This is a genomic window from Enteractinococcus helveticum (genome assembly GCF_001657475.1).
In the GTDB taxonomy this organism is placed as follows: Bacteria; Actinomycetota; Actinomycetes; order Actinomycetales; family Micrococcaceae; genus Yaniella; species Yaniella helvetica.
In genome coordinates, this window is record NZ_LXEY01000015.1 from 113588 (window position 1) to 139167 (window position 25580).

Sequence of the window (25580 nt, forward strand, 5' to 3'; positions counted from 1 at the left end):
AACTCACCAAGCCCGCACTTCCTGGAATTATGGAGCTATGCACAAGGAGTCACCGGCCGCCACGCCGCCCATGGATCGCCGCCAAGAAATTCTTGCCGGCCTGAGACTTGGTGTCGGCCCCGGCCTCGGCCTCTTTCCCATGGGCCTGGCCTTAGGGCTGCTGGCCATCCAATCGGGGTTGCCCGGTTGGGCCGTGCCCGCCCTGTCGATTTTTGGCTACGCCGGCTCCCTGGAATTCCTCATGATCGACCTGTTGATGACCGGCACCGGACTGGTGACCATCGCGGTCACCACATTTTTTGTGAACTTCCGCCACATCTTCTACGCGTTTTCTTTCCCGCTGCACGTTGTGAAAAACCCGATCGCGAAGTTCTATTCGATGCACGCGCTCATTGACGAGGCCTATGCCGTGGCAGCGGCGAATCCCACGGGGTGGACAGGGCCACGGCTCCTAGCCATGCAAATCTCCATGCAGCTCTACTGGGTCAGCGGCGGCATAGTCGGGGTGCTGGTGGCATGGGCCATCCCCGGCACGATCGAAGGCTTAGACTTCGCGCTGCTCGCCCTGTTCATCACCCTGACCCTGGATGCGGTCCGCACTCGTGAGCAACTGCCCTCACTGATCATCGCAACAATCGCCTTCTTCGCGGCCCTCTTCATTACGCCCGACCAGATCATCTTCGCCGGCATGATCATCTTCATGGCGCTGCTGACCATCCGCTACTTCACGGCGAAACGAAAGGGTGGGCTCTATGATCCTGCTCGTAACTAGCACTGCCACCCCACCGGCCACGTGGTACATCATTGCCGCCGTCGCGATCATGTTCGTGGTGACCTTCGCGCTGCGTGCCCTGCCGTTTGCCATCCTGGCGAAACTCCGTGACTCGAAATTCGTCAACATCATGGCCCTGTGGATGCCTGCCGGGATCCTTGGTCTACTGGCCATCGTGATTTTCTATTCGACTGCTGCCGCCCCCGACACGGTGCTGTGGAAATTACTCGTCGCCGTGGCCGTGACCATCGCATCGCATTTATGCTTAGGACGACGTACGCTCGTCTCCATCGGGCTAGGGACCGTGACCTATGTCGTACTGGTCAATTTCATAGCATAAATGTTGTCAAACTAACTTCGAAGTCCATGGGTTGTGACTACACTTAGCCAAAGTTGAACCGGAAGGACATCGATGCGCAATATCACCCCGTGGCTGTTGGCCGTGCCGTCCTTATTTTTCATGGCCTGGGGTGGCAACCACTTCACGCCGCTACTGCCGCTTTACGACGAGGTCGCCGACCTCATTCCGTGGCAAACCAACATGCTGCTGGGCACCTACGTCTTCGGGCTGATCCCCGGCCTACTCGTGGCTGCCGCGCTCTCCGATGTCTACGGACGTAAACCCATCACGCTGGCCGGGCTCATTTCCTCGGGGATCGGCAACCTGCTGATCCTTCTGGGACCATTCTCGCTGTCAATGCTCTACACCGGCCGCTTCTTCGCCGGCCTTGCCGTGGGTATTGGCATGTCCGTGGGAACCTCCTGGATCAAAGAGCTCTCATCTCCCGACTGGGATCCCAAAGCAACCGTCGGCGCGGGTGCTCGGCGTCCATCACTGACTATGACCTTGGGTTTCGGCATGGGAGCCGCCGTCACCGGCGTGTTGGCTCAATGGGCACCACATCCCACCCTTATCCCGTTCATCGTTACCATCACCCTGTTAGTCCTGACGATCATTCCGACGGCGCTTGCCCCCGAAACCGTGGGGCCCAACGCGCGCCAACTGCCACCACAGACTTCTTGGGTGGGGCAACTACGCACACCCAGTGCAGCGCATCCGGACTTTCTCATCAAGGTCGCCACCGCTGCCCCGTGGGTGTTCGGCGCCGGCGGTATTGCGTATGGTTTGATGCCGCAGATCATGGCCGATGCGACCGGAGACTTCACGACCATCTACGCCACCACCCTGGCGGTGCTCACCCTTGGCATCGGCGCGTTTGTGCAACCGTTTGCCCAGAAACTCGACCGCAAACTCGACGGCCGAGGCTTGCCATTGGGACTGGCGCTCGTCGTCATTGGAATATGCACCGCCTCCATGGCAGCACTGCACGCCGGTCCGATCACCGGCATCATCGCAGCCATCGTGCTCGGTCTTGCCTACGGCACGGTGTTGGTGACCGGACTGACTCGCGTCCAGAAGATTGCCCCACCGCGCGATCTGGCTGGCCTGACCGGTATTTTCTACGCCTTGACCTACGTTGGGTTCCTCTTCCCAACTGTGATTGCCGCACTGCTGCCGGTCATGCCGTACAGCACCACACTGCTGATCTTTGCTGGACTGGCGCTGATTTCGATGATCATTGCGTTCGGGCGCATCCGCCGGGTGCGCGGCCCCTGGTATAAAGGCCGCAGTTAGTCCCCCATCGGTGGCACCCATTGCCCGGATTTCCCTGCCGGAGAAGGATGAATGTGCATCACCTAACAGCTATTTCAAATTTGAAACAGTAGAGTGGCTGGTGAAGACAGAACTTCGCGCTTGACGTGAGTACGACCATCCCGTTGGGCACTCGACAACGAAGGGAATGAGCACACATGGCACTGTTTTCAGATCGCACAGCACTGGTTACCGGAGCAGGCTCAGGTATTGGTGAAACCGTAGCGAAGCAGCTGGCAGCACAAGGCGCCAACGTCGTCGTCTCCGATATTGATTTGGATGCCGCCAAGCGCGTGGCTTCCGAAATCGAACAAGCCGGCGGCAAGGCATCGGCATTCAAAGCCGACACCGCGTCCAAAGACGACAACAAGGCCGCCGTGGATTACGCCGTTGAGACCTATGGTGGTCTGCACCTGGCAGTGAATAACGCAGGTATTGGCGGCAAGTCTGCACCAGTTGGTGAACTTGATCTGGACGATTGGGATCGCGTGATCAACATCAACCTCAACGGGGTGTTGTACGGCATGCACTATCAGATTCCAGCAATGCTGGAGGCTGGCGCGCAGAAGGCCGCGATTGTAAATATTTCATCAATCCACGGTTCGGTTGCCGCTCCAAATAATGCCGCATATACCGCCGCCAAACACGGTGTGATTGGTCTGACCAAGAATGCCGCCGCCGAATACGGTCCACAGAATCTGCGCATCAACGCTGTTGGCCCGGGCTATATTCGTACACCGCTGCTCGATAAATCCCTGGACGAAGCGACGATGACCGCCCTGGCAGAAAAGCACACCCTGCACCGCCTGGGCACCGCCGAGGAAGTCTCCAACCTGGTGATCTTCCTGCTGAGCGATCAGGCATCGTTCATCACTGGCTCTTACCATCTAGTTGATGGTGGCTACACCGCCATCTAAGGTCGCATAAGGCACTCCATATAAAACTGGCAGAACGGTTCTTCAATTCGTTCTGCCAGTTTTTGCGTTGCATTTTGTCAGTTGACATCTCGAATCAGAAGTTTTCCTCCGAACCGACGCACGGGGCTAATCTGACAGTTTTCGGAGGATTTCAGAAAATTGACAGATTAGAGGGGTCGCTAATCTGTCAACTTATGGAGAGAACCCAAAAATTGGCAGATACTGCCCATCGCAACAGTGCGAGTCCGCATTAGGGGCGCTCGTAACGGCTGGCCCGTCCGGAACCTTTCTGTATAAGTGCACCGTCGTCCACCATCTCATCAAGTCTCCTGCGCGCGGTACCTCGGGCGCTTCCAGTCAGGACCATTAGATCACCGGTCGTGATAGTCCCAAGGCGATCCATCCAGTAGTCCACAACAGCAGTTTGCTGCTCACTGTCAGCATTCAAATACGCCACAACGTCGTAGATACCCGAGGGGTCCTTGGTAGAACTGACAATTTTCCTTGCACCTTCGCCTAATATCCATACGTCTTTATGCGGGGCAATCAGAGGCACCCCATCTACAGTGGTCTGACGCGCCATGGCAATAGCTGCCCGAGCTGCCTCATCCGCTGATTGCATGATCTCTGCGACGTCACTGACCTCGACAAACGGTTTATGCAGTAGCAAGTACAGTACTAGCGCCATTCGATAGTCATGTCGGCGTGTAGCGGGGACAAACGCCTGTACGCAGTCCAATACTGGGTAAACGGGCTCTCCACCGTATAGATTGCACTCAACGTACGGTCCAGCGACTTCTTCAATATGCGGCGGCTGGTGCCCCAGAATGATCATGTCTCGATACATCCGATCAACCCCAACGCCCTGTTGGTCTACCAGCCCAATAGCACGAAATAGATCTGCCAGTGCAGGGTATCTTGATTGACGGGCACTTAAAATATTCTGTGCGGTGATTTCACCTGGGAAAGCCCCCGGACTCCGAACAGTCAACGAGCTGTCCGCTTCAATCCAGCGGATATCTGTTGGCTCTGCTCTGTTCCAATCTCTGTGGATAATTCCGTTGAGCAATGCTTCACGAACCGAGCTTTCTGGAACATGCCGAATTTGTTCATGCACAAGCCCTGTTTGACGGGTCGTTGCGTGATTGACAGATTTCAGGAATGCTTCGACCTGAAACAATTGTTCCACGAGCCCTAGGCCGGGTTCAGGTACGAACCGGTTCCTTACCTGACCAGCGGGAACATCAAACACTGTGGCTTCCAACTGTGCTCGAGATTGGCCGGTGAATAGCAGCGCACCAGCATTGGACAAATATCCGTCAGAACGTAGGGCACCTGTTTGCCGTAAGTACTCTTCAACGGTAGAAGTAGCCCCCGTGTGGTATTGACGTGAACGTTCCACGGCTTCGACTCGAACGTTTTCGATTGTCATGTCGGAACGCTGCATCATCGGATCGAAATCAAACTGCTGGTCGCGCTGCTCCCACCATTTCGCTCGGTCAATGGGCACACAGTTTGAACCGACGCGCCATCGGAGCTGTCCGCTTGTATTTTCCACTGGTTCTCGTGCAGGCGGTATATAAAGCACCAGGAGTCGCTGACCAGCAACGATGTGAATCGCAATATCAGGTGCGACTGTCACTGCACGATAAATTCTATGGCGGAGCCAATCTACGTCGAGCTCGGTGCCGATAATATTTCCAGTGCGATCTTCGACCCCAAGGATCAGCACACCACCGCCGGGCGTATTGGCCATGCACGCAACTTCATCCGCAAGGGCTTTGGCAGCTTCCGGATTCTCCGAGTGGCCGGGTTCTATCGATCCACGAACTCGTCGCCCGGCCTCTTCCTTGAAGTCGATCGGCTCCGTTTCAATGGATGAAGTGATTCGACCACCTTCTTCGGAGGCCAAAATCTTCTCAACCTCATCCACAAACATGTTCTTGTTGAAAATACCGGCGAAAACCATGCACTGCTCCGCATTCCCATAGCAAAATCGCAGAGTTTTATTAATAAACCCTGGTGATGACCTCGAATCAACACCTGACTTTACAGCACGGAGAGCATGATTGACAGATTAAGGGGGTGCCTAATCTGTCAATATTTACGAAATATCGGAAAATTGACAGATTAGAGGGGTCGCTAATCTGTCAATCTCTGGAGAAAACCGAAAAAGTGACAGATTAAGAGGCTGCTTTATTGATCGGTGCGTAGTAAAACGCGGTTGCCGTCTTTATCGGCCAATTCCCATTGGTCAGTTGCGTTAGCGTCACTCAGCAATTTTCCGCCGGCCTCGAGTGCGGCTTGCAGCCGGTCTTTTGCTAAGGACGAGGGCACAAATACCTCGAAGTGCACGTTGCCTGGTGCGGGAGTGGCATTGTCGTCGCCGTCAGAAACCGGGGCGTTTGATAAGTGGTGGAAACGAATCGGCGGCAGCACATCGGAGCGGTCGGTCAGGAACTGGTCATTTTTGGCAGCTTTGAAATCAAAAATCACTTGCCAGAACGGTTTAATCGCATCAACATTGGCACTCACGAGAACGACATGGCTGCGGGTGATCTTTTCAGGCTGGCGTTTGAGCCCCATTTCCTCGATGAGCACGTTAACAGCGGTGGCGAAGTTTATGTCCCGGTCGGTGAGTCCGCCGACGTCGTGGCTGACCACGCGCATACGGATGGTGTTATAGCGGATATCGAAATCGGGGTGATGGTTTTGGGCTTCGGCCAGGTTGGTGAAGCGGTTGACGAACTCGATGGCTTGCACAAAATCTTTGGCGCGCACGCTGATTTCTAAACGTCCGTCAACGACGGTCCAGTCTGACAGCTGTTCTTGGGCTTGGGATGAGGTCACGTTGGTCATGGTAGGCCTCCTGACGTCGTAGACACCGGGTCGTATTTCCACCTCAAGTCTGGCAGCTGGGTACGGCAGTGTCGAGTGTTGTTGAATACACAGACCGACCCCTTCCGCGATTGCAGAAGAGGCCGGTCTGGTGATGCGTTATGAAGTTTTATTGACTATCGGTTAGGCGCTGCGCCCGAAGAGGCGTTGACGGTTAGCAAATGCAACGAATGCCGCACCAGCCAACAGCAGGCCGCCAGCCAGGAAGCCAAGCTGGATGCCGTTGGCGCCGGTTTGAGCCAGACCGCTGGCACCGTTGATGTCAACCGGGGCGGATGAGCCGCGGTCATCGTCGTCACCATCTGAGCCGCCACCGGTGGAGTCGTCATCACCGTCGACCACGGTGAAGCTTCCACTCAAGGTCTGAGTTTCGCCAGCATCATCAACATAGGTGACGACGGTGTTGTATTCACCGAGGTAAACGGCTGGATCGGCAACGTCGTATCCATGGATAACGAATGAGGCGACGCCGTCTTCGTCAACGTCGGCGGTACTTTGGTAGTCGTTGACGTATTCCGAACCGGAATTCGCTGGCCACTTACCTTGTCTTGCAGGCATCTAGCGAAAGCGCCCAAGTTTGAGGCCGTTTCCCCTGAATCTTTAAGGGTCGGATGGAAAATTGATGAGCAACTGGTCAACAACATGACACTTCGTTACACTGTGGGCATGGCATTACAGCAACTCCTTTATCTCTAGAGCAGCCGACCGGCCTTCCGTGCTCGACACATTCTGATTCGAGCCGATGGTGGCAATTTTTCCTGACCAAGCTGGTCGCTGTTCATTTTTCGTGCCCTTTTTGCACGAGACTTTCAAGGACTTTTTATGCCTTTCGAATCTAAACATCCGGCGCATTCTGGCGCCCAAATTACCCTGCACGCAATCGAACTGACACTCGGCGGCAAGCGCATTCTGCACAACGTCGACCTCACCGTCACACCGTCCTCCCGGATCGGCATTGTCGGTGAAAACGGTCGCGGCAAAACTACCCTGTTACATGTTCTTGCCGGCAGGTTGACCCCAGATGCGGGAACCGTGACGCGTCACGGCAGCATCGCAGTGGCAGAACAAGAGATGCACGCCGACGACGCTCGTACCGTCGGCGATGCGATAGCAGAAACTATTTCGTCCGCAGTCGCAGCATTAGCGGAATTAGATACCGCTTCGGAAGCACTTGCTGCAGGAGAAACCGGTGCTGAGGAACGGTTTGCTGTTGCGCTCGAATTCGCTCAGGCCATTGATGCTTGGGATGCTGAGCGTCGCGTGACTCAAGCTTTGGAAGCACTCGATGCCGAGACCGATCGTGAGGTCGTACTGAGCGATCTTTCGGTGGGGCAACGGTATCGTGTGCGATTGGCCTGTCTGCTGGGCGGGCATCACGATTTCCTCTTATTAGATGAGCCCACGAACCATTTAGACCGCCGTGGGTTGGATTTTCTGACCCAGAGTCTGCGCGACCGCAATGGCGGCGTCGTTGTGGTTAGCCACGACCGTGCGCTGCTGGCAGATATTGCTGAAACAGTTCTGAGTCTGGACCCAACACCGGATGACCGACCCAGGCTCTACGGTGACGGTTATGCGGGATATCGGGAGCGCTCTCGAGCTGAGCGTATTCAATGGGAGCAAGAGTATGCTCGTCAGCAGGTTGAGCACGCCAAACTTCAGGATGACCTGCAGGCTGCACAAGACCGGTTGGTCAGTGGCTGGCGTCCACCCAAGGGCACGGGCAAACATGCTCGTGCCACTCGTGCGGCTTCAACCGTCCGCAACGTTCAGCGACGCCAGGATGCTTTGGAAGCACACACGCTTAGCGTTCCTGAGCCTCCCTTGCAGTTAAAGTTCCCAGAGGTGCAGAGCAGATCAAGCGCCACGGTCCTGTCTGCAGAAGACGTCAGCGTAGCTGATCGACTGACCTCAACAGTTTCACTGAAGATGTCCGGTGGCGATCGCCTGGTTGTGACCGGCCCAAATGGGGCAGGCAAGTCAACGCTCTTGCAGGTCCTGGCCAAAAAATTGGAACCAACAACCGGCAGCGTGCAGCATCACGCTTCAGCTCGGGTTGCTTTGCTCGAGCAGGAATCCGTGCTGCAACCACAGCAACGCGTTGGCGCGTTTTTTGAGGCGCACGTCCAACGGCTTATTGCACGCAATGTCGTGTCCGAGCGGCAGGGTGTCTCACTTCGAGATCTCGGTCTGCTTGGAACCTCGGAGATGCGGCTGCGCGTGGGTGAGCTGTCGATGGGACAACAACGTCGGTTAGAACTCGCCCTGGTATTGGCAATGCGCCCGAATGTGTTGCTGCTAGATGAGCCGACGAACCATTTATCAATTCGACTCGTCGACGAGCTGACGGAGGCTCTCGAAATCACAGGGGCTGCCGTCATTATGGCAACCCATGATCGACAGCTGCTGCGGGATACCGACCATTGGCCGTCTCTGGCATTGGAGAATACGTCGGTGGCCGCCACCTCGTAATTTCACCCCTCCATGGCGCAAAACCCCTTATATTAATTTCGATATAAGGGGTTTTGTGCTACAACAGGATGCTTGCCAGGAGGCCCGCGCCGCCAGCCAATCCCCAACTGGCAAGACTGCCGACGAGAAACTCTTCGGCTTTTGTTCCGGTTTGGACCGGATCTTCCCGCTTTGCATCGGCAGAAATCTCGGGAAAACGAACAATACCCTTTGCTGCCATAAGTGCAGCAACCACATGATAGGCACCGACGACGGCCAGCACCATAATGAAGATGCGCTCCAAGGGGCCGATGACGCGGCCACCTTTCAGCCGACTCCCCGGAACCGCCCCGGCAGCTTGCCCATCGGCACCGAGATCTCGCCCCGAAAGCAACAGGACGGCGCGAGTGATGCGATTGCCGCTTTGAGTCAGAAATATCGCCAGGGCGAGCCACATCAACCCGGTTGGAACGGCTGCGCTGAGCACCGTAATATCCAACCTCGCAAAGCCGGCCAGAATGACCACCAGCCCCACCGCAGACCAAGCGAACAGTTCGGGTGCCGACCGGGTGTCGCCGTCATTTTCGATGGGTCCGTTCATGCGTTCGGCAATGAAATACCAGGCCGCGGCAACCAGTGCGGCCACCGCTCCGGCCCAACCTTCGGGGCGGACCCAAAAAGCCGCCGCCACCGTGACAACCAACCACCAGACCAATTGCACATAGCGCACGGTTTGAATCGGCAAACGAGCTTGAGCCAGGCCGATGAGGTCGGTGACCCCTACCGCCAAAATCGTCAGAACGACCAACATCAGGACCCCCTTTTCAGCACGCCATCTGCGTCCAATAATGCCATGGCTCCGGATCGATGCAAGGCTTGCGAAACCGCGGCTTGGGAAATGCTCTCGGCGCGCGCGGCATCTTCTTGGGTGACACCGGTCAGTAGGGCTGCAAAAAGTCGTCGTTCTCGTGCCTTCATTCGCCCGACAATGTGGTCGCGCAATACTAACTGGGTGGTGATGGCGGCGGTGAGTTCGGGATCATCACCGTGAAATCCGGTGAGCACCTCATCGCGCCGGTGCTGCTGTTTTTCCACATGTTCAATGGCTTGGCGTGCGTTAAGCCAGGCGGTGCCATCTTGAATCGGTCCAGCTTCACCCTCATCGATAGTGTTAATCTCACCAACGCCGATGCCGAATCGCAAGCGCAGATCCTCGGGCAACAATGCTTGGACGCGTATGGTGATGCGCAAGGCATCTTGCCACGTAGCGGCGATCAGTTGAAACTCGTCGCCGACCGTAGCCCAAGCCTGGCGCACAACTGGCACGGAGGATTCGGCACTCTCAAACGCCTCGAGGATGGCACGCTGAGCCGCGGCACGATCGGTGAGATCACGCGAGCCAACGATGTCTGCAATAATTCCAGCTACCTGCATCACGTCTCCACAATAACACTTATAAACAAACAAATATAAGCATTTTTGCCATCACGTTCTAGCCAGTCATCGGCAAGAAGACGACGGCGATAATTCCCCACAGCCCCAAGCTCAAGAGTACGAGAGGCAACAGAACTTTCAGCAGTGCACCGCGTGAAACTGCCGGTCCCGGGGTCTCGGATCGCTGGTAGACATTGGCAACGCGATAGGCCAACTCAATACGCGCAGGGCCGGCGATGATCGCCCAACCGGCAGCAGAGTTCTGCAAACCCATTGCCCATGGTGGGGAGACGCCAAGTCCCTGGGCTGCAGCCACTTGGGTCGCACCAAACATCGCGTTCGCCCCGGTTCCGGATGCCGTAATGTAGCCCGATAGTCCTGCCACGAAAGGCAGTAAAAATAAATACACTGGCCCTAGAACCACCAGACTGCCAGCGATGACATCGGCCAGACCCCCGCCTGCGATGACAACGCCAAACAAAATGTATAACGCGGTTGGCATGGCAGCATTCCACCACATTCGCATCGACGCTCCCGGCAAAGCCCGCAGACTCTCGGCCTCTATCGGCAAGAACGTCAAAGAGACCAGTGCGCCGGTGATCGACCACAACGCTGGCGAGGCCAGCACTTCACCCATGACCCCGAGATCATAGGTACGGTAGATCACTTGGCCAGCAATCGTGCCCACCATCAAGATCAGATACGGCACCAGCGACAGTCCCGGGCTTGGAGTGAGCCGCCCACGACGGATAAATAACAGCCACATGATCGACGTGATCAACGTGGCGACCGCCCCAGCCACGGGAGTGCCTAAGAGCAGATTCGCTAGCATCGTCAGGCCCCACAACATGATCCCGGAACCTGCGCCAACCGCCGCCCAGCCAATCCGTTGGCCGCGCGATAATTTATGTTCGATCAGTCCATTGCCTGCCAGAATCGATACTGCAATGCCAGAAGCGATAAATGGCAGGAGGTTCCACCACCCGGAGATCAAGCCCATGTCGGTCAATGATGAGCCGGCAGCATCGGCGGCGATTAACGTCCCCGGGCCCATCGAACCCCACGGTCCAATCATCAGTCCCAACAACGTCAGCAATGCTGCTCGATACGGGGTGAAGCCCAGCGACAGCAATAGCGGTAGCCCAATCAGCACTGGAATGCCGAAACCGGTGACCGTTTCTAAAAATGGCACAACCCCGTGAGCCATGAGCAGTGCGGCGGCAATCGTGGGACCACCGTCCGAGAGCCAATTGGCAAGTTTCCGCTGGGCACCAGTCCGGTCCATGACACCGGACAACAGCACTCCACCACCTATGATTGCCAAGACTTTTATCAGAGTCCAAAAGTTGGCATTCCACGCCGTGATCAAGTCTTGAGCAGGAGCTGCAAAATACCACAGCGCGATTCCGGCTGCACCGAGCGTTCCGAGCAAAGGCGGCAGTGTTCCCGGTATGCGAGGTAACGCTAACAATCCCAGGGTCAGGAGCACAGGCAAGATCGCCATGAAAAACCCCATATGCTGATGACCCTTCTGTCCGGCGAACGCAAACCTCTAGCATAGCCGCTTCACGCCTGATCAGCGTGGGTATTGACCCTTGGGTGGTTTAGGGCAAAAAATAAGCTTCAAAGAGTGGATTCGTAAACGTTCTTGCGAATGCCTGTGTCGCGTGGCGGACCGCCGCGAATCTTGGCGTCCATCGCGTAGAACGCGGCACCCGGCATTTCTTGAACAACAACGGCAGCTGCTATTCAAAGTCCGTCAACAGTTCGGTGACTTGCTGAACAGCCGTTGACAACCCAAGTACAACTGGCCGGTGCAATGTTGCTGGCACATGTAATAGCCCATCTTGAATTTGCACCAGTCCCATGTCATGCAAATATCGCAGGCTTCTGCAGTATGAAACATTCGTGATGCGAACGCCGATATCCACGTCAGGATTGGGTTCAATTAGTGGAATGGCTGCACCCGACATGGCGCTGGTCAGGTGGTTAATAACAAGCGCTGCCGCAGGGGCTTCATAGTGCGTTCGGTCAAAATAATGCAACAGCACATTCGCGATCCACATCCCAGCGATGTGTTCGGCATTTTCTAACGACAAGTCTTCACCAATAAATGCCTCGGCATTAGGACCTTGCTTGACCCTTGAGGCGGTTAACTCGATGATTTCCAGCACTTCCAGCGCGGTCCACCATGACATGAGTTCCGGAATCTCCAACGCCGATTGAACACTGTACGTCTTCGTGCGGTCTGGCACGTACGGCATCTGGGGATTCGGCGCGGTTGACGAGCTGGCCATGAGATCTTCAAACGCCGACGGCTCATACTGCAGCTCCGGTTTTGTGGCAACACCGACAGCCTGGATACCGATCATATCGGCAAGGCGTTGGATATCGGCCCGCCGAGGCACCTGACTTGTAGTCACGGGTTTCGAGGTAGCCAACCACTGGCCCAGTTCACGCAACCCGTCGACGATTGGCAACTGACAAATAGCAGCAAGTCGATCGCCCATCGGCACCTTATCCGCAGCATCGATGATGCCACGGAACTGCTCAGCAAGCGGATCCTCACCGACACCGGTTTCAAATGACTCTAGCAATTCAAGCCACGGGGACGGATCTATCGAATTTTCGACACGGTATGCGACATAGCTTGAAATGGCATGCACACTTTCCATGACGTCCTGGTAGTCGAGCGAAAATTGGACGGATGCTAACCATGGGTGGATGGCATGTGGATCGTCCGGTTCAAGACCAGCTTCTAAAGCCTGCAAAACGCGTTCGATGAAGAGCTCATAAATTTCGTCAGCGTCCTCATCGTCATAGTGGTCAATCAACCAAAAACGAAAGTCCTCATAGCGCTCTTCTTCAGCAATCCACTGTTCAACTTCAGGCGCGACCGGGATGTTATCAATATGCTCTTTTGACAGCGGCTTATTGGGTAAAAACTCTGTGAGGGCGTCGTTTACAGCCAGCTGCCGCCCGGCGGCTATCGCTGCAATAGACACATAGATCAAGTAGGCGCCGGCACGGGCCAGCTCCAGTCCGCCGTGGCTGACCAGTAGATTGCTATAGGACTGGAAAGCACGGCCTTTTCGAGCCAGTACCTGGAGATCCTCAGCTGCTGCGCGGGTTTCCGCGTAACCAAACGCTAGCGTGGCATGCTGCAAGCTGTCTGCAAGCGACGAATCGGTGTACCACTTGTCCAGCGTCTCCATGGCCACACCGGTGAGGTGACCCGCGCTTGGCCGCATGTGCGTGGGTTCTGGACCGATCGAAGCGAAGATTTTCTGCAGCTGCTCCTCGGTTCCGCTGTCCAGAGCATAGACGATGCTGTAGAGCGTCAAAATCGTCACTGCTTCGCGATCACCGGCCGGGGTGATGAGCTCCATATTTCGTCGCTCGATGGCGCGGGCCATTGCGGCGTTGAGTTCATCAAGATCCACGTCGTCAAGATTGGTGAGATCGATGCCATCTGCTGCCAGGAGTGGGGCGATTTCTCGCATGAGTTGATCAGCCATTCCTGGCTGATGCGCAATCCTGGCGTCTGCTGGAAGTCCGAAATATTTTGGATCGTCAAATGGCATGTTCCGATCGGTCATGCCACAAAAATACCAGCCGACAGTGCCCTAGGAATAGTCACTGGCGGCCTTTTGTGGATATCTAAAACGGCAGCGGCTCATAATCTGGGGTGACGATCAGAATCCCGACCACACGCTGTTGTTCATCGACTGCGACCCGGCCCATCATTTCACCGGCTTCGTGCTGAATTGCTGTCACACCGACCACGTTGCCCAGCATGGCGGTATCTTCTTCCACTCGTTCACCACCAGGCAGCACGACATGGGTATCGCTATAGGACTCTTTGGCGCCAACTTCGGCTAGGACTGACGCCCACGTCTCAGCGATGAGCGAGGCGGGCAATTCTTCGCGGACTTCGGGGTGCATCAGTTGCTCGAGCTCTTCATACTTTGCTTCGGCAATCAGATCGAAAACTTTTTCCGTGAGTTGTTGGATAACTGCAATAGACATCGGGACTCCTGTTATGCGTTGGCCGTTGGCCGGGTTGATGACTTCACCAAAGCGTTTGAATGCTGCCTGTCGGCTAATGCCTAGCACCTCGCCAATATCCGCCCAGGTTCGGCCCGCTGCTCGGGCTTGTTGGACAGCGGCGTGAAGGTGTGCTTTCGCTTTGTCGATTTCTTCTTGAGCTTGCAAGATCGGATCCATGGAATCAGTAAACCAAAAGTTGACACAAGTTGTCAGCCAAAGGATGACGATCACCTTTTGGTTTCCATCCACCGGAAACCGATTGTGGCGATTATGCTGCCGGTCACCTAGCGTGGCGGGCATGTACCAAAAACTGCAGGCGCGCCAGAATGATTTGGGTCGCGACATCAGCGACAAGATCCCCGACACCGATTCACTGACCGGCTTGCCCAGTTTGAGTGCCTTTGAACAACGCGTCTGGCAGCTGGCTGCGCCCCATCTAAAAACTCGGCGCAACGATAACCACTCACTGTTTGCTTACGGTATTGCCTCAGCGTTATTACAGTCCTACCCGGACGCCAACCCCGACGTCGTGTTGCCGGCAATCTTGTTACATGACACCGGGTGGTCAAAAATTCCCGACGACGAAGTTCTTGAGGCGATCGCCCCGGGTGGTGGCCGCAAAGATCTCGTATTGCTGCATGAACAAGAAGGTGCCCGCATCGCTCAGGAAATCCTGACGGAGCTGGGCTTCCCCAAACCGCTCATTGATGAGATCACCGAGATCATTGACGGGCACGATTCACGCATGGAAGCACTATCGCTCAATGATGCCATCGTCAAAGACGCCGATAAGATCTGGCGGGTGACTCCGGCTGGGCTCGACGTCATTATGGATTGGTTTGGGCTCAGCCGCCCCGAAGCTCTGCGCTTGAGTACCTCGCGAGTACACGGTTATTTGCTCACCAATTACGGCGCAGCGATGGCCATGGCCATGACCTGCCTGGAGTCCATGGCCACCACCGATGAAGTGAAAGCAACGCTACGGCCCTAACCCCACAGGCCAATGCCGTAAGCGACGAAAATCAGCACCAAGATGACGACCAGGATGATCAGCACGATCAGTGTCGTTTTTGACCGTGGTGGCCGCGCTTCTGGCGCATGAGGCGGGGTTGAGGTTGCTGAATGAGAATCTGGTGGAGTATGCCCTGGCTTCACGCCGCCACCGGGCTCCAAGTCCGCATCGCCGGTAGTGCTTGGATCAAGATTGGGATTTCTTGGTTCGTGATCTTCTGGACGTCCCGATTGTTGGTTCGACACTGTGACTCACCTCCGATGAGCTGCCTGAAATCTTGAGGCTTCAAGCATGGGGTCTATCGTCAGCGTAAAGGCCGCTGCAAGCGCTGGCAAGGTCACTCAAAACATCATCGAAACGCGTCTCAGCCGAGAAGAATCAGGCAGCGACAAGCGTCTTACTGACGATCCAGCAGTCGTTGAACCCGTGGTTTCACTTCGGTTGCTAGCAGCGTGATCGATTCCATCAGATGTTCATGCGGAATGCCGCCAATATCCATCTGTAAGAAGTGTCGCATATGCCCCATGTACCCGTGCAGGTGGACGATGCGCTCTGCAACGTCATCCGGGTCGCCAATGTAGTAGGCGCCGGGTGCCTCGGCCTGAGCTAGGTAGGCGCGCTGATCGGGTTCTGACCAGCCGCGTCGCTTGCCCATCTCAACGTTGAGGTTGTACCACCCCGGATAGAAGCGGTCTAGTGCTTCCTGTTTGGTCCGGGCAACCATGCCCAGGGCTGCCACCGAAACTTTGATGTTCGAGACAGGGTGTCCTGCCGCGTCTGCAGATTTTCGATACAGCTGCGCCAGTGGAGCAAACCGGGCCGGCGCTCCCCCAATAATGCCGTACGAGATAGGCAATCCGAGCTGTCCTGCTCGAGCCGACGATCCCGCGTTACCACCGGTGGCAAGCCAGATCGGCATCCGACTGTTATACGGGCGCGGCACAACGTCCAGTCCTGGAATGTCCGGACGCCGCGCTCCTTGCCAAGTGACCTGGGGCGATGAGCTGTCGTTGATGGTCATCAGTAGATCTAGCTTATTGGCGTACAGTTCGTCGTAGTCGGCTAGGTCGTAGCCAAATAATGGGAAGGTTTCGACCGAGGAGCCGCGTCCTGCGGTGATTTCTACCCTGCCACCAGAGATCGCGTCCGCAGTGGCAAACTGCTGGTACACCCGCACCGGATCATCGGTGCTGATAATACTCGCGCCACTGCCAAGTGTGATCTGCTTGGTCGCACCGGCTGCGGCAGCAATGACGGCGCCCGGCGAAGATGCCGGCATCGACATCGTATGGTGCTCACCAACACCAAAGTAATCTAACCCTACCGCATCCGCGTGCACAATGGCTTCATGCAGGTTGCGTATTGCACCGGCGGTATCTGTCTGTTGGCCGTTTTCGTCGAGCTGGGTGTCGCCGAAGCTGTAGGCACCGATTTCCATGAGGCTCCAATATTCAGGTGGGAAGAATTAAACGTGTGAGGGCTGCAGTGCAGCCTCCAGCAATGCACTCAGCTGTTCGGCACTGTGGGAGCCATTAAAAATGTCGGTACCCGGTTGATACGCGCGGCCAGCGGCAAGCGGTCCGGCATCAATGGCGTCATAACCAAGCCGGTCAATAAATTCTGCAACCACCGCTTTCGACCGTGCATCGTCACCGGCCAGTGCAAGCGCACGGCGACCTTGGGCACCCGATGGTTGATCGTCTTCTTCCAACTCGTGGTAGCCAATGTGGTTCAAAGATTTCACAACGTGCGACTCGGCGAGATATTGCTGGATAACCTCACTGCTCCCCAGGTCTGCCTGTTCAAAGTCAGCGATGACGCCATCAACCGGCGCCCAATAATTCATGACGTCGATGACCGTACGACCAGCCAGGAGTTCTGGGTCGACGGTGCGGTATTTATGCAGCGGCACGGCGAGTATGACCAGCTCTTGGCTCGCGGCTTCAGACGCCTCCACGGCTTGGGCGCCTGGCGTGACAATGTCAACGATCATCCTGATTTCTTCGGCAGGTTTTGCGGTAGCGATTTTGACGTCGTAGCCGGCTTTCATAGCCTGACGAGCTACGGCAGTGCCCACCCTGCCGGCACCGAGAATCCCAATGGTTGTCAGTGTGTTCGAATCGCTCACGCTGGATCTCCTTTGCTGTCGAGGGCACACATCAGCTCCCCGACAAATTATGTTGCACGACAGATGATATTGCAGACAGAACATATTTGCAACAACATATATGTAGTACGATGGGAGCATGCAATCCGAAGCTCGAACCGCCGTATCAGCTATCCCAACGCAGCAGCCTGGTGACCTTGGCTGGGACCTGGGTATGATCTTGCGCGGGTATCAGAAGCGCCTTGATGAAGCCATCGAAGGCATGCCGGAAGGGTTTCGTGGATTTCAAGTGCTTTCAACAGTGGTACATCGGGATCCGCCGAATCAACAGGCACTGTCAGCACACTTATCCATTGATCGAACGGTGTTGACCTACCTCTTAGATACGCTGGTTGAGGCGGACGTCGTCGAACGAATTCCAGCCCCTGAAGATCGGCGCTCACGCAAAATTATTCCCACGAAGGTAGGCAAAAAGTTGCTGACAACATACGAAAAACGCGTGGCTGCAGCAGAGCTAGAGCTCTTGACCGGGCTAGAGGAACAAGGTCAAGACTCCAAGGTCTTTCGTCGGCTCGTAGGATTATTAGCGATGACTATTCATCAGGCAGATCCGAATTCAGACCCCTGTGCGGCCATCGACCATTTATAAAGACGAAGGACCGGAGAGCATCGCATGATACTCACCGGTCCCCTCGCGTTCTAGCGGACGTAGCGCGCTAGTAGCTAATATTTTTCCTTACCTGTGGCGATCTTTCTAATGCGTACCACCGCGAAAACCACAAGTGCTGCGGCAAGTACGAATGCCACATACCCGACTGCATCGGGCTGACCTGACACCGTGATAAACCGAACGCCCACACCGATAAGTAAGACGGCGCCGACGAGACTGACTGGGACCATGAAAAATCCCATGCGAGTTGGGGACTTCCCATGTTCGGGGTCCGGCTGTTGGGGTTGCTGATCCGGAAGTTTCTCTTGAGGATTCATAACGACTCCTTTCATCCTTCGATTCGAGGATGCTATACCTCCACGCTAGTGGTCCTAAGGCAGCGATGTAAGGGCTTCTAGCCGCAAGAAAACTTACAAAATAGCTTGAAAACCCTGAAGATCAGCGACACAGCCGGGATCTCCGCAAAACCTCAAGTTTTTTCAGATGATTCAACAAACCCTCCGTTTGTGACACAACCCATCGACTGCAACTTGAGACCAACATCATGAGGCAGCGTCTCAAGACGCCATGGAGTGTACTCTTCTTCCCCATGTCAGACTGCCGTAACATCCAGGGCACGGAGTGTGCACCGGGTACGCCCCTTGAACTTGAGGAGTCTTTAACATGTCATCCCCCAATTCACGTTCAAGTACCGCCACAGCGCAGAAGAAGGACGGCACTCCCCTGTCGCGGGCGATGCGGCCGCTGAATAACGTCGTCGAACGGTTCATCCCGTCGGCTTTGGTGTTCTCGATTCTGCTGACCTTCGTCGTTGTGATTCTGGCGCTGATCCTCACTGACACCGCACCCGGCGATCTGGTCTTGCACTGGGGCAACGGGCTTGCCGGACTCTTAGATTTCATCACGCAGATGGCGCTGATCCTGTTATTCGGGCACATGTTGGCCAACACCGGCCCGGTCCAGCGTGGGTTGGCGTTTCTGGGGAGTGTTCCGCGCACCGAACTGGCCGCCTACGTTTTCGTGTTTCTGGTTGCCGCGATTGCCAGCCTGATCACCTGGGGTCTTGGACTGGTTGTTGGCGGACTCCTGGCCCGCGAAGTCGCCTATCAGGGTGGTCAACGCGGACTGAAACTGCACTTCCCAATGCTCGTAGCCTCGGGCTTTGCCGGGTTTGTCGTGTGGCACATGGGGTATTCAGCCTCTGGGCCCCTCACGGCTGCCACGCCGGATTCATTCCTCGCCGAATCGCTGGGTGGCCAGACGGTGCCGATCAGCCAGACCGTGTTCTCCGGTTGGAACATGATCGCCGCCGTCGTGACTATTCTGGTGGTTGGGCTGTCGCTATACCTGGTGGCACCACGCAAGGGCGACAAAATCACCGAGCTCAAGATCGACACTCGCCAAAAAGTTGACGACGGGCAAGAAGAAGTCGTCACGCCAGCAGATCGGTTGGATGCCAGCCGCATCGTGACCTTATTGCTGGGCCTGATGCTGGTCGCATACCTCGTACTGCACTTCGTCCAGGGCGGCACCCTCACCCTGGATACCGTCAACTGGTCGTTTTTGGCACTGATTTTGCTGCTGGTTCGCAACCCATTTGAGCTCATCGCGTTGACCAAGAATGCGGCAGCCAATGTCGGCGAAATTCTGCTGCAGTTCCCACTGTATGCGGGCATCCTGGGGCTGATGACCGGGTCTGGACTGATTCAAATCTTTTCGGATGCCTTCGTGTCGATTTCCAATCCAGTCACCTTTGGTCTGTTGGCTTTCCTATCGGCCGGTCTGGTGAACTTCTTCGTGCCGTCCGGCGGTGGACAATTCGCTGTACAGGGCCCGATCATGCTGTCGGCCGGCGCCGAGCTGGGTGTCGCACCAGAAATTACCATCATGGCCGTGGCTTACGGCGACCAGTGGACCAATATGATTCAACCGTTCTGGGCGATCCCGCTGTTGGCGATTGCAGGCCTGAAGATGCGCGACATCCTGGGCTACACCACGATCGTGCTGATCGCTTCGGGCCTCGTCTTTGGTGCCACGCTGCTGTTAGTGTCCCTCTAGTCGCTTGGCGTGGAAATCGGCACCGGGGTCTGTTGGTAGTGGACCAGGCGCCACGCGTCGTCGTGGCGAATATAGATGCTGGCCATCAGGGCTACGAAATCTGGTTCGCCGTGCCGTCGGCCGGTGCCGGTGTAGCGCAAGATCGCCTGGTCCGGCCCCAACGAAATCACGACTGGGTCGGTAATTTCATAACTATCCCAGGTGGGCGCGTGTTCCAGCGACTCCACGACTGCCTTACGGTCAAATGCGTAACCGTGGGCAAGGATCATGACACCGGCGTCGCTCATCAGCTCACCATAGAAAGCGCCTCCAGTGCCATCGCACAGCGCTTGCCACCCTTGATGCTCCAGCTGCAGTAATTGTTGTTGTGTCTGGCTCATACACGACACGGTACTCGGCATGGATGACCCGCGGCCAGATCACACCATTTTATTCTTCAGCCAGGTGCGCAAGCGCCTGCATACCGAGCTCATAACCATAGGAGCCAAGACCAACGATCACCCCGGCAGCAACCGGCGATAGGTAGGAATGACCACGGAAAGCTTCCCGAGCATGAACATTGGAAATATGCACTTCAATCGTTGGAACGAAAGCACCGGAAATCGCATCGGCTAGAGCCACAGAAGTATGCGTATAAGCTCCAGCATTCAGAACAACGCCCACGCTGTTCGCCTCGGCAACTTCAACACCCGCTTCGTGAATCCAATCGACGAGTTCGCCCTCGTGGTTACTCTGGCGAAAAACCAGTTCCAGTCCAAGCCGGTCAGCGACTTTTTGACAGTTCGACTCAATATCAGCCAGGGTTTGTGTGCCGTAGGTTGCAGGGTCACGCATGCCCAGCAAATTCAGATTCGGTCCGTTCAGTACGTAGATAGTTTTCATAATATTCCTCATCGTACAATCGCAGCTGAGTTAGCCGCGTGGTTGGATCGTGGTTAAGGCGATCGCGAGCCGATATGCAGCGGTGTCCAGCGCTTCGCGGTGTTGTATTAGATCTGTTTTGGTCGCACGGAATAATGGTGCGGCAATGGCAACGGCTCCCAGCACGTTGCCGTTGGGATCAATAACTGGTGCCCCGATAGCATTCATCCCCAGATCCACTTCTTCGGATTGGTAGACGTATCCGACCTTGCGTCCCTGAGCAATTTGATTGCGTAACGCGGCGGCACTTGAGACCGTTCGCTCAGTGCGGGGTTCAAATGTCAGCTGTTCAATGAGCTCATCGGCCTCGTCTTCTGGCAGACCAGCCAAAATCGCTTTGCCCATCGAAGACACGTGCAATGGCAGTCGGTCACCCGGGTCAGTGGTCTGCCGAAATTCCGGACCATCCACCGTATGCACCGTCACTGTATCCAGCCCGTCACGGACGGCGAAAAGGCACGACTCATTCGTAGCATCGGATAACTGTTGCAACACCGGAAGCACCGTGCCGTCGTAGCCACGAGCTGAAGCAACCTTTGAGCTGAGCTCAAAAATCGCCAGTCCGGGCCGATACTGCTTCGTGTCGGCATCAAACTCTGCAAAACCGCTAGCGACTAGGGAGTTCAGCAGCCGGTAGGCGGTAGAAAAGGGGAGCTCAGAGTCTTTGGCGATGACCGCAGCAGGCGCGCCTGAGGGATACCGGCCCATCAGGCGTAGTACATCAAGTCCCTTCAGAAGGGTTGAACTTCCTGAACTCATTGCCGCTCCTTATTCCCTAGCAACTTCGCTTACAGTAATCCAGCGGTCATTTACGTGTCGCTTGACACGCTGGTGTGTGGTGGCCCATTCTTAACGAGTTATCAATATTCAACAACAATTGCCAAATAATGGCAACACGAGATGAAGGTCGGGTGATCTTATGTCTGCAGCGGCAGCTAAGGTCCAAGCAGCTACCGAAGGTCAGCTGCCAGAACGCACGCCCAAACGCGCTGCGTTAGCTAGCTGGATCGGTTCAGCCCTGGAGTACTATGATTTCGCGGTCTACGGCACTGCCGCAGCATTAGTGCTCAACACATTGTTTTTCCCAGAAGACACTTCACCGGGAATTGCTGTGCTGCTTGCCATGGGCACCGTAGGCGTCGCCTATATCGTGCGACCTTTTGGTGCTTTGGTCATGGGGCCGCTCGCAGACCGGTTGGGGCGTCGCTTCGTGTTGATGCTGACCCTCTTCCTCATGGGTGGTGCGACATTCGCGATCGGATTCTTACCCACCTACGAAGATGTCGGTTTTCTAGCACCCGCGTTATTAGTCCTTTGCCGCATCATTCAAGGACTCTCGGCATCCGGGGAACAAGCTTCAGCCATCTCAGTGTCACTTGAGCACTCAGATGACAACCGTCGTGCCCTGACCTCCTCCTGGACGCTGCACGGCACCCAAGCCGGCACCCTGTTGGCCACCGGTATTTTCATTCCACTGACCACTTTCCTGACCGACGAACAGCTCTACTCGTGGGGCTGGCGCATCCCCTTCTGGATCTCAGCAATCGTCGTTGTCGTCGCCTGGTTGATCCGTCGTCACCTGGAAGAACCGCCGTCATTTGAAGCCCGACGCCGCGAGACCGTCGCACTCACCCCGTTGACGCAGACCCTTCGATTCCACTGGCGCGCCGTGCTTCGTGTCACGGTGTGCGCCTTGATCAACACCATCAACATTTACATCACTGTGTGGGCAATTTCGTTTGCCACCAACGGTCACGGCTTGGATCGTTCCACCATGCTGTGGGTGCCGGTCTTAGCGAACCTGTTGGCCCTGGTGGCCATTCCATTTGCAGGACAGTTGGCAGACCGGATCGGACGCAAGAAAGTCTTCATCTTCGGAGCCCTGGGCTCTGCGGTCTTTGTCTACCCGTACCTGTACTTCATTGCTCAAGGCAACATGGTCGCACTGTTTATCTGTGGCGTTCTGATGTCCGGTGCCATGTACTCTGCAGCCAATGCGATCTGGCCATCCTTCTATGCCGAGCAATTCCCCACCCGAGTGCGCGCTACCGGCCTGGCCTTGGGCACCCAACTTGGATTCGCCCTGTCCGGTGGTCTAGTTCCGGTGGTTGCGACTCTGCTTGCCGGTGATCAGCAGACCAACTGGTTCCCACCGGCCGTCTTTGCCACCGTGGTCTGTGTGATTGTCGCGCTGACCGCGATGACAGCCAAAGAAACCTACGCCGCCACTCTGGACGAAATCGACGACATGCACACCACCGATAAGGAACGTGCCGCGTTAGCAGGACAACGATGAACACACCCAGTTATCTCATGGGACTGATCGGTGAAGGCGTCCGACCATCACTGACACCACCAATGCACGAACGCGAGGCCACCGCACAGAATCTTCGATTCGTGTATCGGCCCATTGACCTATTAGAGCTGAAACTGCCCGCCACGGCGATCGGTGACCTGCTCTCAGCTGGCATCAACCTGGGCTTCAACGCATTCAATGTCACCCACCCGTGCAAACAACTCGTCCTGGAATATCTCGATGACATTGACCCGGCAGCCAAACGGCTAGGCGCCTGCAACACCGTGATCATTGAGAACGGCAAACTCGTAGGCTACAACACCGACCGCTCCGGATTCGCCTCCGCACTTGCCCTGGAACTGCCCGATGCGAATCTCGCCGACGTCGTCCTACTGGGCGCCGGTGGCGCTGGCTCAGCCGTGGCCGATGCGCTCATAGGGGCCGGCACGCAGCGGTTATCCATCATCGACCCGCAGCCTCAGCGAGCCCAAGCGCTGGCAGAGCAAGTCCAACATGCCCAGCCGGCGGACTCGACAGTTGAGATTCGGATCGGCTCTGCAGCCGATGGCACCCAGTGGATCCCGCAGGCCACCGGATTGGTCAACGCCAGCCCGATCGGCATGTTCTCACATCCCGGACTGCCCGTGGATGTCAGCTTGCTCCACTCCGAGATGTGGGTGGCCGATATCGTCTATCGACCCGCGGTGACCGAACTCATCGAGCAGGCAAGCGCACTGGGTTGCGCGGTGATGCCCGGCAAAGCGATGGCGGTTGGCCAAGCGGCTGATACCTTTGCATTGGTGACCGGCCTCGTGCCGGATCGCAACCGTATGTACGCTCACCTCAATGAACTCGTGGAGCTGGAACAGCTACAACTCAAGGAGAACGTATGAAAACCTCCATTGCCACGGTGTGTCTGGCCGGCACCCTTGAAGAAAAATTGCAGGCCTGCGCTCGAGCCGGATTCGACGGCATCGAGATCTTTGAACAAGACCTTGTCGTCTCCCCGTCCTCGCCGGCCGAAATCAAAGCGCTGGCCGATCGCCTGGATCTCACCCTGGACCTCTACCAGCCGTTCCGCGATTTGGAGGGCGTCACTGAGGAACTATTCCAGGCCAATCTGCACCGGTTGGAAGCCAAATTCGTACTGATGCAAGAACTCGGTATGGACATGATCCTGGTCCCTTCCAACGTGGCCACAGCCACCATCGACGACGACGCCGTGGTTGCCGAGCAGCTGCACCGTGCCGCGGAACTTGCTGCCCGTTATGACATGCGCATTGCCTACGAGGCCCTGGCATGGGGAACCTATGTCAATACGTATTGGCATAGCTGGGAACTGGTCCAGGCCGCGAATCACCCCAACCTCGGGGTGTGTCTCGACTCGTTTCACATCCTGTCCAAAAATGATGATCCTTCCCGGATTCTTCAGATCCCGGGCGAGAAAATATTCTTCGTGCAACTGGCAGATGCCCCAGAACTCGGCATGGACTTACTGCCGTGGTCGCGCCACCATCGGGTCTTCCCCGGCGAGGGCAGCTTCGCCATGTTCGAATTCATGGCCTATCTTGCCCAGGCCGGCTACCAGGGGCCCTTGTCGTTGGAGATCTTCAACGATGTGTTCCGCGAGACCAACCCGAATATCACCGCCGTCGATGGGCTGCGGTCATTGCGCTGGGTCCAACAGGGTGCCCGCGGACTGGTCCCCAAAGATCATCCGTGCCGTGCCCTGCTGACACCCATGCCCAAGGTCGAGCCGATTGAAGTCATCGATCACATCGAAATCAGTACCGACGCACCAGATCACTGCGGCGCGCTCCTGGGCTCATTGGGATTCACCTTCGTTGGTCAGCATCGCAGAAAAACCGCCCAACTGTTTATGTGCGGAGAGGTCAAAGTCGTGCTGTCCGCCAACCGCGGTGATGGCACGTATATCGCCTCGGTTGCTGTGCAAGTCACCAACAGTACCGAGGCCTTGGCCCGCGCAGAGGCCCTGGGCGCCACCCGGGTCTCGCGTCCAGTGATCACCGATGAGGCCCGGCTTGATGGGGTGGTTGGTCCCAGCGGCATGCAGGTCTTCTTTATCGACGACGACGCTGCCGCCTGGCCGGAGGAATTCGGGCTGAACGCAGCGACCCCGGCAGTCTCCGCGGGTTCCGTGCGCTTGGATCACCTCAACGTGCCAGAAGCTCGCGACCATTTCGGCGCTTCAGCCTGACTTGCACAAGTTTAGTGACCCGTTTTAGGTTGTGAGCTTGAGTCGGTCCAGGATGTGGGCTGCGCCGGGGGTGATGTCTGGCGGGAAGGTGATTTCGTGGTCGCCGATGCGGCCGGTGAATT

26 protein-coding genes are annotated in these 25580 nt (G+C 56.4%); 11 read left to right on the forward strand and 15 right to left on the reverse strand.

From position 1 onward, the window contains the following. Nucleotides 1–37: 37 nt before the first annotated feature. The 4 genes from A6F49_RS05420 (at nucleotide 38) to A6F49_RS05435 (ending at nucleotide 3343) form a co-directional block, all read left to right on the forward strand. Nucleotides 38–772, forward strand: a complete 735-nt coding sequence (locus A6F49_RS05420; RefSeq protein ID WP_043057322.1) for an AzlC family ABC transporter permease — start codon at nucleotides 38–40, stop codon at nucleotides 770–772. Next, a complete protein-coding gene (locus A6F49_RS05425) occupies nucleotides 753–1112 on the forward strand; it encodes a branched-chain amino acid transporter permease (RefSeq protein WP_043057321.1) in 360 nt (119 codons plus the stop codon). The genes A6F49_RS05420 and A6F49_RS05425 overlap by 20 nt, the downstream gene beginning before the upstream one ends. A 72-nt stretch (nucleotides 1113–1184) precedes the next feature. Then, a complete protein-coding gene (locus A6F49_RS05430; RefSeq protein ID WP_043057320.1) occupies nucleotides 1185–2408 on the forward strand; it encodes an MFS transporter in 1224 nt (407 codons plus the stop codon). A gap of 176 nt (nucleotides 2409–2584) precedes the next feature. Further along, on the forward strand, nucleotides 2585–3343 hold the full coding sequence (locus tag A6F49_RS05435; RefSeq protein WP_043057319.1) for an SDR family NAD(P)-dependent oxidoreductase: 759 nt from the start codon (nucleotides 2585–2587) through the stop codon (nucleotides 3341–3343). A gap of 250 nt (nucleotides 3344–3593) precedes the next feature. Here the strand turns inward: A6F49_RS05435 and A6F49_RS05440 are convergent, their stop codons facing one another. The 3 genes from A6F49_RS05440 to A6F49_RS05450 form a co-directional block, all read right to left on the reverse strand. After that, entirely contained in the window at nucleotides 3594–5312 is a 1719-nt protein-coding gene (locus A6F49_RS05440; RefSeq protein WP_043057318.1) for a DUF5635 domain-containing protein, read from the reverse strand. Between the two features lie 227 nt (nucleotides 5313–5539). After that, nucleotides 5540–6202: a 4a-hydroxytetrahydrobiopterin dehydratase gene (locus tag A6F49_RS05445; protein WP_043057317.1), complete on the reverse strand. Its 663-nt coding sequence runs from the start codon at nucleotides 6200–6202 to the stop codon at nucleotides 5540–5542. Between the two features lie 162 nt (nucleotides 6203–6364). Then, on the reverse strand, nucleotides 6365–6799 hold the full coding sequence (locus tag A6F49_RS05450; protein WP_043057316.1) for an LPXTG cell wall anchor domain-containing protein: 435 nt from the start codon (nucleotides 6797–6799) through the stop codon (nucleotides 6365–6367). A 264-nt stretch (nucleotides 6800–7063) separates the two neighbouring features. Here A6F49_RS05450 and A6F49_RS05455 point away from each other — a divergent pair, with 264 nt between their 5' ends. Continuing rightward, nucleotides 7064–8713 carry an ABC-F family ATP-binding cassette domain-containing protein gene (locus tag A6F49_RS05455; RefSeq protein ID WP_043057315.1) on the forward strand — a complete coding sequence of 550 codons (1650 nt, stop codon included), beginning with the start codon at nucleotides 7064–7066 and terminating at the stop codon, nucleotides 8711–8713. A 58-nt stretch (nucleotides 8714–8771) separates the two neighbouring features. On the opposite strand, the gene A6F49_RS05460 is transcribed toward A6F49_RS05455, so the two are convergent. From A6F49_RS05460 to A6F49_RS05480, 5 genes are all read right to left on the reverse strand, one after another. After that, entirely contained in the window at nucleotides 8772–9503 is a 732-nt protein-coding gene (locus tag A6F49_RS05460; RefSeq protein ID WP_052504750.1) for a hypothetical protein, read from the reverse strand. Further along, nucleotides 9503–10126 (reverse strand): SatD family protein, encoded by a 624-nt coding sequence (locus tag A6F49_RS05465; RefSeq protein ID WP_043057314.1) that lies wholly within the window; start codon nucleotides 10124–10126, stop codon nucleotides 9503–9505. Before A6F49_RS05465 ends, A6F49_RS05460 begins: the two co-directional genes overlap by 1 nt. A gap of 58 nt (nucleotides 10127–10184) precedes the next feature. Continuing rightward, on the reverse strand, nucleotides 10185–11630 hold the full coding sequence (locus A6F49_RS05470) for an L-lactate permease (RefSeq protein WP_235604874.1): 1446 nt from the start codon (nucleotides 11628–11630) through the stop codon (nucleotides 10185–10187). Nucleotides 11631–11871: 241 nt separating this feature from the next. Beyond that, entirely contained in the window at nucleotides 11872–13725 is a 1854-nt protein-coding gene (locus tag A6F49_RS05475) for a hypothetical protein (RefSeq protein WP_043057312.1), read from the reverse strand. Between the two features lie 61 nt (nucleotides 13726–13786). Next, the gene (locus A6F49_RS05480) at nucleotides 13787–14353 is read right to left on the reverse strand and encodes a hypothetical protein (RefSeq protein ID WP_043057393.1); all 567 of its coding nucleotides are present in this window, start codon (nucleotides 14351–14353) and stop codon (nucleotides 13787–13789) included. A gap of 121 nt (nucleotides 14354–14474) precedes the next feature. On the opposite strand from A6F49_RS05480, the gene A6F49_RS05485 reads away from it, so the two are divergent. Then, nucleotides 14475–15167, forward strand: coding sequence for an HD domain-containing protein (locus A6F49_RS05485; RefSeq protein WP_052504749.1), 693 nt, complete (start codon nucleotides 14475–14477; stop codon nucleotides 15165–15167). Here A6F49_RS05485 and A6F49_RS05490 read toward each other — a convergent pair. The 3 genes from A6F49_RS05490 to A6F49_RS05500 form a co-directional block, all read right to left on the reverse strand. Then, a complete protein-coding gene (locus A6F49_RS05490; protein WP_043057311.1) occupies nucleotides 15164–15433 on the reverse strand; it encodes a DUF6480 family protein in 270 nt (89 codons plus the stop codon). The genes A6F49_RS05485 and A6F49_RS05490 overlap by 4 nt on opposite strands. 152 nt (nucleotides 15434–15585) lie before the next feature. Continuing rightward, nucleotides 15586–16626, reverse strand: coding sequence for an LLM class flavin-dependent oxidoreductase (locus tag A6F49_RS05495; RefSeq protein ID WP_043057310.1), 1041 nt, complete (start codon nucleotides 16624–16626; stop codon nucleotides 15586–15588). A gap of 27 nt (nucleotides 16627–16653) precedes the next feature. Next, the gene (locus A6F49_RS05500; protein ID WP_235604875.1) at nucleotides 16654–17316 is read right to left on the reverse strand and encodes an NADPH-dependent F420 reductase; all 663 of its coding nucleotides are present in this window, start codon (nucleotides 17314–17316) and stop codon (nucleotides 16654–16656) included. A 118-nt stretch (nucleotides 17317–17434) separates the two neighbouring features. Here A6F49_RS05500 and A6F49_RS05505 point away from each other — a divergent pair, with 118 nt between their 5' ends. Continuing rightward, nucleotides 17435–17944: a MarR family winged helix-turn-helix transcriptional regulator gene (locus A6F49_RS05505; protein ID WP_043057309.1), complete on the forward strand. Its 510-nt coding sequence runs from the start codon at nucleotides 17435–17437 to the stop codon at nucleotides 17942–17944. 74 nt (nucleotides 17945–18018) lie between these two features. On the opposite strand, the gene A6F49_RS05510 is transcribed toward A6F49_RS05505, so the two are convergent. Then, nucleotides 18019–18282: a hypothetical protein gene (locus tag A6F49_RS05510; protein WP_043057308.1), complete on the reverse strand. Its 264-nt coding sequence runs from the start codon at nucleotides 18280–18282 to the stop codon at nucleotides 18019–18021. Between the two features lie 346 nt (nucleotides 18283–18628). Between A6F49_RS05510 and A6F49_RS05515 the strand changes: the two genes are divergently transcribed. Then, nucleotides 18629–20023, forward strand: a complete 1395-nt coding sequence (locus A6F49_RS05515; RefSeq protein ID WP_082911611.1) for a short-chain fatty acid transporter — start codon at nucleotides 18629–18631, stop codon at nucleotides 20021–20023. Here the strand turns inward: A6F49_RS05515 and A6F49_RS05520 are convergent. From A6F49_RS05520 to A6F49_RS05530, 3 genes are read right to left on the reverse strand one after another with little or no spacing between them, the layout of a single operon-like run. Further along, nucleotides 20020–20403, reverse strand: coding sequence for a nuclear transport factor 2 family protein (locus tag A6F49_RS05520; RefSeq protein ID WP_043057390.1), 384 nt, complete (start codon nucleotides 20401–20403; stop codon nucleotides 20020–20022). The two genes, A6F49_RS05515 and A6F49_RS05520, sit on opposite strands and share 4 nt — an antisense overlap. 49 nt (nucleotides 20404–20452) lie before the next feature. Then, complete coding sequence (aroQ, locus tag A6F49_RS05525) at nucleotides 20453–20905, reverse strand: type II 3-dehydroquinate dehydratase (RefSeq protein ID WP_043057306.1); 453 nt, start codon at nucleotides 20903–20905, stop codon at nucleotides 20453–20455. A gap of 30 nt (nucleotides 20906–20935) precedes the next feature. Further along, a complete protein-coding gene (locus A6F49_RS05530) occupies nucleotides 20936–21703 on the reverse strand; it encodes an IclR family transcriptional regulator (protein WP_043057305.1) in 768 nt (255 codons plus the stop codon). Nucleotides 21704–21863: 160 nt separating this feature from the next. Here A6F49_RS05530 and A6F49_RS05535 point away from each other — a divergent pair, with 160 nt between their 5' ends. Genes A6F49_RS05535 through A6F49_RS05545 form a run of 3 tightly spaced genes read left to right on the forward strand, consistent with a single transcriptional unit; the run spans nucleotide 21864 to nucleotide 25458 of the window. Beyond that, a complete protein-coding gene (locus A6F49_RS05535) occupies nucleotides 21864–23240 on the forward strand; it encodes an MFS transporter (RefSeq protein ID WP_043057304.1) in 1377 nt (458 codons plus the stop codon). Continuing rightward, nucleotides 23237–24133: a shikimate dehydrogenase gene (locus tag A6F49_RS05540; RefSeq protein ID WP_043057303.1), complete on the forward strand. Its 897-nt coding sequence runs from the start codon at nucleotides 23237–23239 to the stop codon at nucleotides 24131–24133. Before A6F49_RS05535 ends, A6F49_RS05540 begins: the two co-directional genes overlap by 4 nt. Further along, entirely contained in the window at nucleotides 24130–25458 is a 1329-nt protein-coding gene (locus tag A6F49_RS05545) for a sugar phosphate isomerase/epimerase and 4-hydroxyphenylpyruvate domain-containing protein (RefSeq protein WP_052504748.1), read from the forward strand. The genes A6F49_RS05540 and A6F49_RS05545 overlap by 4 nt, the downstream gene beginning before the upstream one ends. Nucleotides 25459–25580 lie beyond the last annotated feature (122 nt).

Bases quoted from the DNA above. Each gene is read 5' to 3' on its own strand.
- A6F49_RS05520 (WP_043057390.1), bottom strand. From the start codon at position 20,403: ATGAGCCAGACACAACAACAATTACTGCAGCTGGAGCATCAAGGGTGG.
- A6F49_RS05485 (WP_052504749.1), top strand. From the start codon at position 14,475: ATGTACCAAAAACTGCAGGCGCGCCAGAATGATTTGGGTCGCGACATC.
- A6F49_RS05420 (WP_043057322.1), top strand. From the start codon at position 38: ATGCACAAGGAGTCACCGGCCGCCACGCCGCCCATGGATCGCCGCCAA.
- A6F49_RS05425 (WP_043057321.1), top strand. From the start codon at position 753: ATGATCCTGCTCGTAACTAGCACTGCCACCCCACCGGCCACGTGGTAC.
- A6F49_RS05430 (WP_043057320.1), top strand. From the start codon at position 1,185: ATGCGCAATATCACCCCGTGGCTGTTGGCCGTGCCGTCCTTATTTTTC.
- A6F49_RS05545 (WP_052504748.1), top strand. From the start codon at position 24,130: ATGAAAACCTCCATTGCCACGGTGTGTCTGGCCGGCACCCTTGAAGAA.
- A6F49_RS05540 (WP_043057303.1), top strand. From the start codon at position 23,237: ATGAACACACCCAGTTATCTCATGGGACTGATCGGTGAAGGCGTCCGA.
- A6F49_RS05460 (WP_052504750.1), bottom strand. From the start codon at position 9,503: ATGTTGGTCGTTCTGACGATTTTGGCGGTAGGGGTCACCGACCTCATC.
- A6F49_RS05450 (WP_043057316.1), bottom strand. From the start codon at position 6,799: ATGCCTGCAAGACAAGGTAAGTGGCCAGCGAATTCCGGTTCGGAATAC.
- A6F49_RS05530 (WP_043057305.1), bottom strand. From the start codon at position 21,703: ATGAGTTCAGGAAGTTCAACCCTTCTGAAGGGACTTGATGTACTACGC.
- A6F49_RS05445 (WP_043057317.1), bottom strand. From the start codon at position 6,202: ATGACCAACGTGACCTCATCCCAAGCCCAAGAACAGCTGTCAGACTGG.
- A6F49_RS05515 (WP_082911611.1), top strand. From the start codon at position 18,629: ATGTCATCCCCCAATTCACGTTCAAGTACCGCCACAGCGCAGAAGAAG.
- A6F49_RS05510 (WP_043057308.1), bottom strand. From the start codon at position 18,282: ATGAATCCTCAAGAGAAACTTCCGGATCAGCAACCCCAACAGCCGGAC.
- aroQ (WP_043057306.1), bottom strand. From the start codon at position 20,905: ATGAAAACTATCTACGTACTGAACGGACCGAATCTGAATTTGCTGGGC.
- A6F49_RS05535 (WP_043057304.1), top strand. From the start codon at position 21,864: ATGTCTGCAGCGGCAGCTAAGGTCCAAGCAGCTACCGAAGGTCAGCTG.
- A6F49_RS05480 (WP_043057393.1), bottom strand. From the start codon at position 14,353: ATGGATCCGATCTTGCAAGCTCAAGAAGAAATCGACAAAGCGAAAGCA.
- A6F49_RS05470 (WP_235604874.1), bottom strand. From the start codon at position 11,630: ATGGCGATCTTGCCTGTGCTCCTGACCCTGGGATTGTTAGCGTTACCT.
- A6F49_RS05440 (WP_043057318.1), bottom strand. From the start codon at position 5,312: ATGGTTTTCGCCGGTATTTTCAACAAGAACATGTTTGTGGATGAGGTT.
- A6F49_RS05505 (WP_043057309.1), top strand. From the start codon at position 17,435: ATGCAATCCGAAGCTCGAACCGCCGTATCAGCTATCCCAACGCAGCAG.
- A6F49_RS05465 (WP_043057314.1), bottom strand. From the start codon at position 10,126: ATGCAGGTAGCTGGAATTATTGCAGACATCGTTGGCTCGCGTGATCTC.
- A6F49_RS05475 (WP_043057312.1), bottom strand. From the start codon at position 13,725: ATGACCGATCGGAACATGCCATTTGACGATCCAAAATATTTCGGACTT.
- A6F49_RS05435 (WP_043057319.1), top strand. From the start codon at position 2,585: ATGGCACTGTTTTCAGATCGCACAGCACTGGTTACCGGAGCAGGCTCA.
- A6F49_RS05455 (WP_043057315.1), top strand. From the start codon at position 7,064: ATGCCTTTCGAATCTAAACATCCGGCGCATTCTGGCGCCCAAATTACC.
- A6F49_RS05495 (WP_043057310.1), bottom strand. From the start codon at position 16,626: ATGGAAATCGGTGCCTACAGCTTCGGCGACACCCAGCTCGACGAAAAC.